Annotated in this window: 9 protein-coding genes; 8 read left to right on the plus strand and 1 reads right to left on the minus strand. The window is 35.6% G+C overall.

Annotated elements, in window-relative coordinates:
• The first annotated feature begins 209 nt into the window (after positions 1 to 209).
• On the plus strand, positions 210 to 1,898 hold the full coding sequence (locus tag J2S74_RS22040) for a SulP family inorganic anion transporter (RefSeq protein ID WP_307330209.1): 1,689 nt from the start codon (positions 210 to 212) through the stop codon (positions 1,896 to 1,898).
• 330 nt (positions 1,899 to 2,228) lie between these two features.
• Here J2S74_RS22040 and mqnE read toward each other — a convergent pair whose 3' ends face one another.
• Positions 2,229 to 3,296 carry an aminofutalosine synthase MqnE gene (mqnE, locus tag J2S74_RS22045; protein ID WP_307330234.1) on the minus strand — a complete coding sequence of 356 codons (1,068 nt, stop codon included), beginning with the start codon at positions 3,294 to 3,296 and terminating at the stop codon, positions 2,229 to 2,231.
• A gap of 464 nt (positions 3,297 to 3,760) precedes the next feature.
• Between mqnE and J2S74_RS22050 the strand changes: the two genes are divergently transcribed.
• The 7 genes from J2S74_RS22050 to J2S74_RS22080 all read left to right on the plus strand — a co-directional run bounded on the left by J2S74_RS22050 (position 3,761) and on the right by J2S74_RS22080 (position 14,028).
• Positions 3,761 to 4,507 (plus strand): IclR family transcriptional regulator, encoded by a 747-nt coding sequence (locus J2S74_RS22050; protein ID WP_307330212.1) that lies wholly within the window; start codon positions 3,761 to 3,763, stop codon positions 4,505 to 4,507.
• 456 nt (positions 4,508 to 4,963) lie between these two features.
• Positions 4,964 to 5,794, plus strand: a complete 831-nt coding sequence (locus J2S74_RS22055; protein WP_307330214.1) for an MBL fold metallo-hydrolase — start codon at positions 4,964 to 4,966, stop codon at positions 5,792 to 5,794.
• Between the two features lie 405 nt (positions 5,795 to 6,199).
• Positions 6,200 to 7,228 (plus strand): TAXI family TRAP transporter solute-binding subunit, encoded by a 1,029-nt coding sequence (locus J2S74_RS22060; RefSeq protein ID WP_307330216.1) that lies wholly within the window; start codon positions 6,200 to 6,202, stop codon positions 7,226 to 7,228.
• A gap of 75 nt (positions 7,229 to 7,303) precedes the next feature.
• Positions 7,304 to 9,208: a TRAP transporter permease gene (locus J2S74_RS22065; protein ID WP_307330219.1), complete on the plus strand. Its 1,905-nt coding sequence runs from the start codon at positions 7,304 to 7,306 to the stop codon at positions 9,206 to 9,208.
• Positions 9,209 to 9,259: 51 nt separating this feature from the next.
• Positions 9,260 to 10,699 carry an aldehyde dehydrogenase family protein gene (locus J2S74_RS22070; protein WP_307330221.1) on the plus strand — a complete coding sequence of 480 codons (1,440 nt, stop codon included), beginning with the start codon at positions 9,260 to 9,262 and terminating at the stop codon, positions 10,697 to 10,699.
• A 21-nt stretch (positions 10,700 to 10,720) separates the two neighbouring features.
• Complete coding sequence (locus J2S74_RS22075) at positions 10,721 to 12,451, plus strand: thiamine pyrophosphate-requiring protein (protein ID WP_307330224.1); 1,731 nt, start codon at positions 10,721 to 10,723, stop codon at positions 12,449 to 12,451.
• 212 nt (positions 12,452 to 12,663) lie between these two features.
• Positions 12,664 to 14,028 (plus strand): transposase, encoded by a 1,365-nt coding sequence (locus J2S74_RS22080; RefSeq protein WP_307330226.1) that lies wholly within the window; start codon positions 12,664 to 12,666, stop codon positions 14,026 to 14,028.
• Positions 14,029 to 14,216 lie beyond the last annotated feature (188 nt).

The raw sequence follows: 14,216 nt of genomic DNA on the forward strand, positions 1-14,216 counted from the left end.
CCTCTAATTGAAAACTCACTATAAAGATACTAGTGCAATTATATCTTAATACCCATTAAACGTTAATTCAATTTCTGGTAAATAACGAATAATTCGAGGTCCCTTTACTTGCATTATTAATACATTACAAATCCTCAAAGACTTTTAACCAAAATGGATAAAAGTGTGTTATAATATGATTATTATCAGATGAAAGGACGAAAACATTCATGTTAGAGAGAATACTCCCCGCTACGCGCTGGATAAAGGATTATCAACGGAATGATCTATATGAGGACTTAAACGCAGGTATCATCGTCTTTATTATGTATGTTCCACAAGGAGTGGCCTATGCAATGTTAGCTGGTCTTCCACCAGTTATGGGATTGTACGCAGCAACGATACCAGTTATCATGTACGCACTTTTTGCTTCTTCTAAGCACCTTGCAGTTGGTCCCGTAGCATTAATCTCATTATTAGTTTTATCTGGAGTTTCCACAATATCGGAACCGGGTACACCAGAATATATTTCTTATGTCATCTTACTTTCCTTTATGATAGGGGTTATTCATTTTTTATTGGGTATCCTGAAGATGGGAGTTTTACTTAATTTCCTTTCCCATGCTGTCATTAGCGGGTTTATTTCTGCAGCAGCGATTATTATCGCCTTTAGCCAGTTAAAAAATGTACTTGGTATTGAAATAGAACCAAGTATGTATATTTACCAAGTTATTATGGAAGCAGCCCATAATATAAGCTCGACAAACTTATATACTCTCTCCATCGCCTTGGGAAATATTTTCGCTTTAGTTCTATTAAAAAAGTACTTACCGAAATTTCCAACCTCCATTATTGTTGTGATTGTTACCATGCTCACCGTTTATTGGTTTAACCTAGATCAACAGGGTGTTAAAATTGTCGGTTCCGTTCCCAACGGAATGCCCAGCTTCTTAGCACCAGCCTTTAGCCTCGAATCGATTAGAATTCTCTTACCTACAGCACTAACCATTGCTTTTATTGCATTTATGGAGTCGATTGCTATTGCTAAATCCATCGCTGCCAAAGAGAATTATCGAATCGATGTCAATCAAGAGTTAAAGGGTGTCGGCTTGGCGAATATAGTCGGATCCTTCTTTTCTAGTTATCCGATTACAGGAAGCTTTACGAGGTCAGCAGTTAACTATCAATCTGGAGCCAAAACACCGTTAGCTTCCATTTTTACAGCTTTTTTCTTAATAATTACTTTATTATTTTTCACGCAGTTTTTTTATTATCTGCCCCATGCCACTTTATCTGCAATAATACTTGTTGCAGTCTATAAGCTTGTGGATTTTAAAGAAGCCAAGCACATTTTTCAATTAAAAAAAGCAGATGGTTGGATTTTAGTTGTTACTTTCGTTTCTACCTTAATCATCGGTTTAGAACTCGGTATCTTAGTAGGGATAATCTTTTCTTTAATAACCGTCCTTCACCGCACAGCGAATCCTGATCCTTTCATTGTAGAGTTGGGATACATAGAACAAAAGGATGTATTTCAAAACATCAATCGAATCCCTGATGGAAAAACATATTCTGAAACTGTAATTTTGCGTATCGATTCGTCTTTATATTTCGCTAATATTTCACATCTTGAAAAAAAGTTGGAAGAACTAATACAACAAAGGAAGAACATTAAATCCCTTATTTTTGACATGTCCGGTGTCAATTCTATCGATTCAGAAGCGGTTCATCGCTTTGAAGATATTTTAAGAGATTTAAGAGATAAAAATGGAATTCATTTTGAATTTACCCATATGAAATATTCCGTAAGAGAAATTATCACAAAATCAAAGTGGGATACGAAATTCGGCTTACCCATTTCATATCAATCTCTCAAAGAAGTTTTAACGAGACAAGGACTAATGAAAAACACAGGATAAATCAATATACGAAAAAAAGAGATCGCCATTTTTTATTGACGATCTCTTTTTTCAAAGTAAATTGAATAAGCCGCGAAATTACTAAAACTGCCGATCCAACAGCAGTGGGAGTCCTCTCCAAGACACCTTTTAGGGTAACTCCAAGTAATGATTTCAGAGCTACCCTATTTTACTGCACGTGTATATCGTCTCGACCTAGCCACTAGATTTCCCGTTCTTTACGGTTGATTCCCCAAGGATTTCCTTGTCGTTCAATGTTGGTTATGGCACGTTGGCTCTAAGTAGCTCTACGAATAAAAATAAATCATCCTAATCTTTTCCTTGTTAACATCAAAACCTAGTTATCTCATTGTAGAATGTATCTCTTTCTACAGGAGTTCGATTCGCCCCTTTTACTAAGTGGATTAGTTCATCTCTAGTTAGTCCTGCTGGTGTTAGTGCACCGGCAGCGTGACTTATTCGCTCTTGAACAAGAGTGCCATGTACATCTGAAGCGCCAAATGTTAATGATAGTTGTGCCAGTTGTGTACCTATATTTATAAAATAAGCTTTGATATGTTTAAAGTTATCTAACATCAAGCGGCTAATTGCTATGGTTTTTAAATCCTCAATAGCAGAAGTTCTTCTTTTGATTCCGGCCTTTGTACTTTTAGGTTGGACTGCCAGTGGGATAAATACATAAAAACCATTGGTTTTATCTTGTAGCTCCCGCAATTGAATCATATGTTCGATTCTTTCTTCAATCGTTTCTATTGAACCGTATAGCATTGTAGCATGTGTTCGAAGACCTATGTTGTGGGCAACTTCTTGTATTTCAAGCCATTGTTCAGTCGTGGCTTTTCCAACACCCATCTTTTTACGATAGCGCTCGGATAAGATTTCTGCACCACCTCCAGTTAACGTATCTAATCCTGCTTCCATTAATGTCTTAAGAACGCTAGCATAACTTAATCCGCTTAATCTTGAAAAAAATTCAATTTCAGCAGCCGTATGGGCTTTTATCGAAACACCAGGAAATGCTTTTTTAAGTGATTTTATACATTCAACATAATAACTAAACGGAACATTTGGATTATGTCCTCCTGTAATGTGAAATTCTCTTATTTGAGGATTAAAGTTTTGATTTACATACTCAACCATTTCTTCGCCACTTAATGTGTATGCCCCTTGTTCACCCGGTTCTTTCTTAAAATTACAAAAAGCACATTTAGCCTCACAGACATTTGTAAAGTAAAGTGTCATATTTTGGATGAAATAAACGAGATTGTTATTCTTTTTGAAGTTCACTTTGTCTGCCAATTGTCCAATTGTTAATAGATCACTTGATTGGTATAAGTAAATCCCATCTTCCTTCGTTAATCTTTGACCGTTCTCTACCTTTTCAATAATTTCAACCATAGGCTTTTCAAGACTTATTTTTGTATTCAAGGTGCACCCTCCTATTTATTAATAAAATATGGGATACCTTTAGGTAACCCATATTTTAACATCAAAAAGCGTTTATTCTTTAACAAACTTTTTCATTCTAGTAAAAAACATAACTAAATATTCCGAAATTTTCAAGTGCTATTCATGTTTAAATAATTTTTTCATAGAGGACTATTTCCACCTAAAAAATCAAAATAATTTTGCTATTATTCCCAATGTATATATACATTACTCTATAGCTTGTAATCAATATAAAGACATCCTTATAAAATATGCTTATAAATGATAATCGCTAACAAACTATAAGTACTATGCTATTGTTATATATTTTGAATAATCAAAAAAATATGTATAATATGAATTTAAGTAGTTAGTTAAATAATTTATAGGCTACCATTATCTTTTAATTAAGTAAAAAAAAGGAGTGTAATAGTATGATAGCTTCTGTTACTAGAGTATGCCAAATTTTAAATTGTTTTACTCCAGAGGAACCCGTGTTAGGTAATGCTGAAATTGCAGAAAGACTTGGATTAAGCAGGAGTACTACGCATCACCTTATAACTACTCTCTGCAAGGAGGGAGTATTAATAAAAGATCTTAACAGGAAATACAGATTAGGTTGGAAACTTCTTGAATGGAATAATAGCGTTATGTTTCAGCAGGATTTTTATGACAGAGCCATGCCTCTAGTGAAGGGATTGGTAGAGAAATTTAAGGGAACATCACACATTGCCATGTTTGACGAAGGAGACGTAGTTAATGTCTTAAGAATTTCTTCAGATGATCCTGAATTCCTTCCAACCTATCTCGGTTCAAGAATGCCTGCTTATTGTACAAGTGCTGGGAAAGCCCTGCTTGCTTACAATGAATCATACCTTCGGAAAACCATTGAAAAAGGTTTATCAAGGCAAGGACCTAATACGATTATGGATATCAAAACACTTAAAAGAGAATTAGAATCTGTCCGAGAACAGGGTTATTCCATAAGTAATAATGAAAATAATACGTGTACCTATGCAATTGCTGCACCAATTCTTTCTTATTCAGGGGAAACGATAGCTTCAATCAATCTTGTTGGGACAACAAACTACATGAGAGGCGTTGATCACGCATTTATGATTAAAAGTATAGTAAAAATGGCTAAAACATTATCTCGGGAGTTGGGTTATATTGAAATGTAGATATAAATAAGAATTACAATTTTACTACTGATTATCAAGGTTTGAACACTTCTAAAGAATTTAATTTTTTCAAATTATTAAAATTTCTAAATAATTTCACTATTTTAAACTTCATTATCGACGTTATCTAATTAATTTAGTAAATTTTAATACAAAGTAAAAGATTGGGGGTTCGATATAATGTCAGACAAATTGGTATAGGTTCGTTCAATTAACACTATAAGCATTCACTTTATGTTATTAATTAGAAATTGACTTAAATAGGGGTTCAAAATAGGAATTCGAATAGTAGAGAAGTACATTAAAGGGTTCGTGACCTTATGGGTTAAAAGGATTATATGAAAGTCTAGGTTAAAGCAATATTTAGATTAAAAGGGTACCATCGGATTAATCGTCCCCAACAAACGACAATATGAAAGCGATAACAAAACTTTTATAATATGGGAGGTTTAATAATTGAAAGTAAAAATTTTAGGCTCCGGCATACCTACTCCAAATGCAGAGCGATGTGGTCAAGGTATTCTTATTAGTCATGGAGATAATAAAATCCTATTCGATTGTGGACCAGGGGTAAATCGTCAAATTATTGAATCAGGATTAAAACACAATAGTATTAATCACCTTTTTTTCACACACTTACACTGGGATCATTTTGGTGACTATGATTCTTTTGTACAAACAGGGTTTATTACTGACCGTGAGATCCCTTTACAAGTATATGGTCCATTAGGAATGAAAGAAGTAACCGAATTACTATTTAACAAAGTATATTATCGAGATCTTATCTACAGGAGAAATATGAGAGGCCCAGGCGCATGGAAGCCACCGATTGTAGAAGAAGTATTTGGAGGAGCAGAATTATATATTGATCCATTTACTATTAAAGTATTTCGTGTTCATCACGGTGAATATGTAGATTATTCATTATCTTATAGAATTGAATGTCAAGGAAAATCAGTTGTAATATCAGGAGATACAGGTCCAGTTCTAGGGTTTAGCCAATTTGCAAAAAATTGTGATCTATTAATTCATGAAGTTTTTCCTGGTAAGCCATCTCCCCGCTTCTTGACTGAAGCACATCCTGATTTATCAGCAGAGGAACTAGTAAACATGATGGGACATTGTTCCCCAAGACAAGTTGGAGAAATTGCACAGGAATCTCAGCCTAAAAAACTGCTACTAAATCACTTACCTCCTAACTTACCAGATGATTTAATAGAACAAATCAAGGTAAAGTTTGAAGGCGAAGTACAAATTTCACATGATTTGATGGAAATAGTTGTTTAACATTATGGAACAAAGAATATTTAAGGATATTTTATTTGGTAGTATGCCTCTTTCACCAAAAATTCAGAGGTAAATCAAGAAAATCTAAAGACGACCTCACAGGGATCTTCTGCAAAGAAATTTTTGCGGACGAATTATTCTGAATATACAAACTATAGAAAAAAGTAACGGATACAGTTAGGTAATCTTAAAATTTATTCACACTATTCATTAGTGGGCTGATAATTTAGTTAAATACCTACCTTCAAAAGAATGTAGGTAATAAAGTGAAAGTAAAATAAAGATTAAAAATATCTAGTTTCACATAGGATTTTATTCACTCCTATATTATCGGATACTCTTTCTAGTTTCTTAACCGTACTTTGAAAAATAGATTTGTAAAAAATAAAAAGTGAGGTAATAACCATGATAAAGAAAAATTTATTTATTATTTTAACAATATTATTAGTCAGTGTTTTAATGCTTAGTGGATGTGGGAATGGACAAGGAAATTCAGAGTCTGCTTCTTCAAATGGCCAGGATTCAAGTGAATTCTCTGGTATAGTTCCAAGTTACGTAGCGAATACTGGAGGGGCTGTGTATCGTACATCTGCTGCTATTGCAAAAATCTTTACTGATGAAGGTTTAATGCCTAACGTACAGTTTTCAGTAGAAGCAGCTGGAGGGTCTCCTGGAAATATTCGTTCAATTTTAGAAAGGTATGAAGAAGGCAGACCAGCCATTGGAATCGTTTCAACTAGAGATGGAGCACAAGCATACCAAGGAGTATATGAGCATGTTCCTGGGGAGCATAAAGAATTAAGAGCGATTGGTTATGTAGATACAGCTAATATTCACTTGGTTGTTCCTGCATCTTCCGATATAAAAACTTTTTCTGATTTGAAAGGTAAAAATATCGGAGCTCCTCCTGGTGCTGCCATTGAAGATACACTAAAAGAATTACTTTCATCCCTTGGTCTTGAAGAAGGAACAGATTATCAATTTCAACCTTATCGGAACGCTGAGGTACAACAAGCTATGCGGGATGGCAGTTTGGACGCAGGAGCAATAACTGATCTCATCCCTTCCCCTGCTATTAACGAAACAATGTCCTTAACAGATATTCGTATCCTCTCATTAAGTGAAACCGAAGCGGAGAATTATTTAAATGAATTTGCTCCATATGCAGCAGTAAGAACGATTGAAGCGGGTACTTATGATGGTATTGATGAGGACTTAATTATCCCAGTATTTACAAACCATTACATCACACATAAAGATACTCCTGATGATTTAATTGTCAACTACCTAAAAGCAATGATGGATTACCCAGAACAATTAAAAGCTATCGTTCCAGGATCTGAAATTAGTAAAGATAACATATTAGATGGAATAGAAATGCCGTTACATCCCGCTGCGGAAAAGTATTTGCGTGAAATCGGAGTATTAGAATAGGAAGTTGTTTATTAGGAGTACAAAATAATTTATTAAGTTGTACTCCCTCAATTTTTTCATAAAGGAGCAGTGATTATGAACAAAGTTTTAAAATGGACAGTAGGGAGTATAGCATTGTGTATGGCATTGTTCCACTTGTATGCAGCAGGAGTACAACTTTTTCCAGCTGTTCAACAACGTTCCGCACATTTAGGGTTTGCACTTGCATTAATATTCCTTATTTATCCCTTCATCAAAAAACAGATGGTCAATGAAGATAAGTTAAAGATTCATAACTATATTGGCCTATTAATCAATATTATGATAGCTTCCATAGCGATTGCAGCATCTCTATACATTTTTATTAATCATATTGAACTAACTAGAAATTTAGCCCTACCGTCTACACTTGTTGTTGTAATAGCAACCTTTTTAATTATTATGACATTGGAGGCAACTCGTCGAACTGTTGGATGGGGTCTTCCTGCCGTTGCGATTGTTTTTTTGATTTATGTATTTTATGGACAACACCTCCCTCTTATGTTTGCACACACTGGTTATCGATTTGAACATATCGTAACCCACATTGGATTAAGTACCGAAGGGATATTAGGAATATCATTAGGAGTTTCTGCAACATATATCGTACTTTTTGTTATTTTTGGTTCTCTATTAGAACGTTCAGGAGCGGGTCAGTTGTTTATAAATTTGGCCATGGGTTTAGTCGGTCGTTTTCGAGGTGGTGCAGCAAAGGTCTCCATTGTGTCCAGTGCATTTTTTGGAAGCATAAGTGGGAGTCCATCATCCAATGTTGTTACTACAGGAGTACTGACAATTCCATTAATGAAAAAGCAAGGTTATAAGCCCGAATATGCAGCAGCTGTTGAATCAATTTCCTCAACAGGTGGAATGTTTCTACCACCTGTTATGGGAGCCGTATCTTTTTTAATTGCAGATTTCCTTGGAGTACCTTATACGAGCGTCGTATTTGCAGCAATTATCCCAGCAATTTTATATTTTATGGCAGTGTTTATTATGGTAGATTTAAGAGCCGTAAAATTGGGATGGAATGTCAGTATAAAAGAAGAAGGGCCAGATTTAAAAAAAGAGTTAAAACAAAAGGGACATTTATTAATCCCATTGTTTATCTTAATATATTTACTATTAATTGAGAGAGCAAGTCCCACCCTTTCAGCTTTTTGGGCAATCGTTTCGATCCCATTATGTACGTATTTAAGAAAGGATACGAGAATGGGAATACGAAAAATTATTCAGGCTTTACAACAAGGTATCAGGGTTTCCCTTATGGTGGTAGCTGCTTGTGCTTGTGCTGGAATTGTAATAGGGGTCATTAATATGACTGGAATAGGGCTCCGCTTATCAAGTATATTAATTAATTTGGCAGGAGAAAATTTATTTTTGTTACTTTTACTAACAATGGTTGTTTCTATAATAATGGGGCTTGGTCTTCCACCTGTTGCATCATACATCATTTTGTCGGTATTTGCTGCTCCAGCTATGATCCAATTAGGTGTTTCAGCCATGGCAGCCCATATGTTTATCTTTTTCTATGCAACTTTAGCTCACATTACACCACCAGTTGCTGTAACCGTTTTTGCAGCTAGCGGATTAGCTAATTCAAGTCCTACAAAAACTTCTATAATTACCTTACGTTTAGGCTTGGTGGCATTTATTGTTCCTTATTTATTTGTTTATGGACCGCAATTACTTTTTGAAGGTCCATTACTAAACGTTCTTTATGCCGCCTTTACTTCTATTATAGGAGTTTTTGTATTATCTGTAGCATTAGAAGGATTTTTAAAAAGCCATATTAAGCTTTTGGCCAGACTTCTTATGTTAACAAGTGCAGTGCTAATGATGCATGTAGACTATGTTACAGATATTATTGGAGTAGTCATTGCTACGTTCATTCTCTTTATTGAACTAAAAGTGAAAAAAAATGAGAATCCATTACCTACACAAACTTCAAGTATAGGGTAAAAATAACTAACGATCATTTCACTATATTAATACAAAAGGAGATGTATTTTCTTGAAAGTTTATTTGCTTATAAATAACCAAGATGTTGAAACTGCTCAATATAACGAAGTGAGGGATCCTGGGAGATTGAGTGAGATAATTGGAGAGGTAGGAAAAGGAACCGTTGTACAGGTTGATCAAGCAGTACGTGCGGCACATCATGCCTTCCTATCATGGCGAAATACCCCTTTAGAAGAACGAATATCATTAGTTTTAAAAGTTGCCGATGTTTTGGAAAAAGAAAGTCCATTTTTAGCTGAAATTATTTCAAAGCAAAATGGAATGTTACTTGAAGCTAGTAAAGTTGAACTAAATATGGCTGTATCAAATATTCGAAATACTGCAAGTTTTGCGAATGTATTTTTTGAACCAACAGATGTTGAAGATGAAACGAGTTGGGTGCGTATTGAAAAAAAACCAATAGGTGTAATCGCTGGAATTGTACCATGGAATGCACCTATAGTTTTAACAATACAAAAACTTGCCCCTAGTCTGATTGCAGGTAATACAATGGTATTTAAACCTTCACCATTTTCTTCTATGGGAGTCACTTTAGCTTTGAAGAAAATTGCAGAGTTATTTCCCCCAGGAGTAATTAACGTTGTTACCGGTGATGGTGACATTGGAGAAGCATTAACAACTCATCCTCTTGTTCGTAAAATTTCATTTACGGGTGGCGGACCTACTGCAAAAAATATTATGAAGTCTGCAGCAAATTCACTTAAGGACGTTCATTTTGAATTAGGAGGCAATGATCCAGCAATTATATTAAATGATGCAAACCTTGATACAATTGTTCCGGACATTGTGAATGGTGTATTTAGACGTTCAGGTCAGTTCTGCTATGCTATTAAAAGAATTTATATCCCGAGTAAAATGTATAATGATTTTTATGAAAAAATGTGTGATATAACCAGCAAATATAAAATTGGACACCAGCTTAACCCAGACACCAGCTTTGGACCTGTAAACAATCACCAACAATATGAAAATATTAAACAACTAGTTGAAAGATTAAAAGATAGCCAAGCAAAACTCATTGAACTTGGTGAAAAATTAGAGCCAGACAATTGGAAAAACGGATATTATTTAAAACCAATTATTGCACGGGATGTTAAGCCTGATCAAGAGATTGTCACTTGCGAACAATTCGGCCCAATTATTCCATTAATTCCTTACCAAACGGAAGATGAAGTGATTCAAATGGCTAATAGTACAGAGTATGGACTTGGATCAACAATCTGGTCATCTGACGAGGAACGAGCACTGAAAATTGCTAGAGAAATTGAATCTGGGATGACATTTATTAACACGGCTTTTCACACTCCATTAGGTTACAAATATATCCCTTTCAACGGACTCAAACAAAGCGGAATTGGCTTAGAAAATTCAGAGATGGTTTTTTCAGAGTATATTGAAACTCATGGAATTAATCTACTTAAAAATAAATAATCTAATTAGGAGGAACAAGTCTTGGATGCGAAATTAACCCAATATAATACAGCGGATGCTTTATTAGAGGCTCTCCAGGAAACAGGAATTTCTTATCTCTTTAGTAATCTCGGAAGTGATCACCCCGCAATTATTGAAGCACTTGCGAAGGCAAAAGCAAATAATATATCCCTTCCAGAAATTATCATTTGTCCCCATGAATATTTAACTTTAAGTGCTGCTCATGGATATTATATGGTCAGCGGACAGGCACAAGGAGTGTTTGTTCATACGGATGTGGGGACACAAAACTTGGGAGGGAGTTTACACAATGTAAACCGTTCTCGAGTACCTGTTTTTATTTTTTCTGGTGAAACCCCTTATACAATGAATGGGGAATTACGAGGAAGTCGTATTACCCCTATCAATTACTTACAAAATGTGTATGATCAACGTGGTATTATTAGAAATTATGTAAAATGGGAAGGAGATATTCGTACAGGATTAAACACAAAACAACTCGTTTATCGAGCTATGCAACTTGCTAATAGTGATCCTAAAGGTCCTGTATATTTAACAGGTGCAAGAGAAGTGTTAGAAGAAGTAGTAACCCAAATCCCTAATGAATCAATGAATTGGAAGCCACTAGAAGCAATGCCGTTACCTGAAACAGGGGTAAAGCATATTGTTAATTCCTTAGTCGAAGCTAATTATCCCGTTATTATTACAAGCTACCTTGGAAGAAACACGGAAAGTGTAAGCCTTTTGACACAATTTTGTGAACGGTTAGCTATTCCAGTCATTGAAGTAAATAGTAGTTATCTTAATTTCCCAGGAGATCATCCACTACACTTAGGTTTTAACGAAGAAACGCTTTTGTCAAAAGCCGATGTAATTTTAATTATTGATTCAGATGTGCCTTGGATTCCAGCAGTGAACCAACCAAACAAAGACTGCAAAGTATTTCATATCGATGTAGATCCAATTAAAACAGAAATCCCTTTGTGGCATATTCCCGTTGAAGCCTTGTATCAAGCTGATTCATATCAAGCCTTACTCCAATTGAATGAATATGCTAGAACGATAGATAATAATAGTAGTGTTATCCAATCTCGTTATGAGGAACTTTCCATAAAACATAATCGTCAACGAAAAGAGTGGGATGAAAAGGAGGCGTATCCCAGTGATGGAATTATTACTCCTGAATGGCTGACAGCATGTGTTAGAGAGGTCGTGGACGAAGACACCGTTGTTCTCAATGAAACCATCACTAATTCGATGACCGTTATGCGTCATTTGCCTCGTACTAAGCCAGCTACCATGTTTGGTAATGGCGGGACATCCCTAGGTTGGAATGGAGGTGCCGCCATTGGGGTTAAATTAGCGCAACCAGAAAAAAATGTTGTCAGCTTAACTGGAGACGGATCTTATTTATTTAGTGTACCTTCATCCGTTCATTGGATGTCACGCCGATATAATACCCCATTTTTAACTGTAATTTATAACAACCAAGGCTGGAATGCTACAAAAAACAATCTGCTTAGATTGTATCCAGACGGTATTGCAAACCGAGATGACCGCTATTGGGTAAATTTCGATCAGCCAGCAGATTTAGCAAAGATAGCCCAAGCTGCCGGTGGCGCATTTGCTGCTACAGTATCAGATCCAGCTAAGTTAAAGGAAGCCCTATATCAAGGAATGGAAGAAGTAAAGTCAGGCCGTTCAGCAGTTATTGATGTGAAACTTCAGCAAATATCCCATCAAAATGACTAATAAATAGGATATTAATGGTAAAATTTATTTCAAGCTAAAAAAAGTCGAATCCATTTCGAGAGGATCGACTTTTTTATTTATTTTTTTGAATGAATTTCATAAATCTCGGCCCTTGTGGGCCAATGGTTTAAAAGCATGAAAAAAGGAGTACCTCCCCAAATGTCGAATTTAGTAAGTAACCAGCAAACTAATTCGAAGGGGGAAAGACTCCTATGTATATTGTGCGACAAGAAAGTCTTTTTAGCATGCAAATTTTATTTGATTTAGAACCTCCCCAACGTTACAATGAGATATTTTCAGCAATCGATATCAATCCAATCCTAACTATCGTAGCGAAAAAATCTAATTTAGGAAGGCCCGTAGAACTAAACTATCCTGCAATGGTTCAAGCGCTTGTGGTAAGAATAGCTGATAGAATTCCTGAAATACAACTCCTAGTTGACCGTTTAAACACGGATCTTAGGTTTAAGGTTGACTGTGGTTTCTTGATATCTGATCCAGTCCCTTCCGAAGCGTCATTTTCAAGGATGATTACAATAATTAAGGATACAAACGTTCTTGAAGAAATTAACTCTCAAATAGTGCTTGATGCGATCAATGAAAAATTTATTACGGATCCCAATATTGCCATTGATTCAGGTCATTTTGAAGCGAGAGATAAAGCTCCTTCTAAAAAAGAAGAGAAACCAAAGTCTGAGCGAAAGAAACGTGGACGTAAGTCTAAGGCTGAACGTGAACAATGGCTAAAAGAGAAAGAAGCTAAGGAAGCCTCTTTGTCCATTTATGAAAAGAAAATCGAAGACCAACTAGACGCTTCTTACGATGAACTTCATGATCAAATGCCACTTCCCCCTACATGGGGTGTGAAGAAAAATAGTGAAGGGAAAAACGTGTATTGGTACGGCTATAAAGGCCATTTTGCTGATGATACCAAAACGCAATTTATTCTCCATTCGCTTGTTTCTTCAGGTAGCTTAAACGATGGCAAAGCAGCTATACCTTTATTAAAAGGAATAGAAAGTAACTACCCAGAACTTAGAATGATCTTTGCATTAATGGATGCAGGTTATGATTATGATGCAATCTATGAACAAGTCCATCGAATGAAAGGGTATTCCATCATCGCTTACAACAAAAAGAATGAATCTGAGCCAATCGGGTTTGATGAGAATTTCGCTCCAACCTGTGTAAGAGAGCATTCCTATCGATACGATAGCTTTGATAAAAAATATCAAACATTAAAATATACACGGCCCAAGGAATGTAGCGATTGTCCTCTAGCACAAGATTCATTATGCCAAAAGGTCTTTAAGATAAAAATAGAATCCGATTTACGGCGCTATAGTGCACCAGCACGTGGTTCCATCGCCTGGAAAGAACGATTCAAGGAACGTAGTTCCGTTGAAAGGGTCATTGGATACCTCAAAGAATACTTTCAGTTGAATAATGTAAGGTACAGAACTGGAAAACGAGCTAAAGTCCATTTTGATTTAGTTACCATGGTATACAATGGAATGAAGTTAGCTAGCATGAAACTTGCTCAAAAACAATCTTCATCAAATTTAGCTGCAGCTTAAATTTTAATAAAATACAATGTTGATTATAGTGTTGATTGTAGCGAAAGGAGCGAGTCTCCTGCGGGAAAAGCAACAGCTGAAGACCCCGCAGGAACGAGTTATCATGAACGAAACTAGCTCCTTACTCGTAAATTCGTAGATTAATTTGGTAAGAATGTTTATTGAGAAAAAACAAAAAACCAAATCAG

Origin of the sequence: Evansella vedderi, from assembly GCF_030813435.1 — a bacterium.
Lineage (GTDB): Bacteria > Bacillota > Bacilli > Bacillales > Salisediminibacteriaceae > Evansella > Evansella vedderi.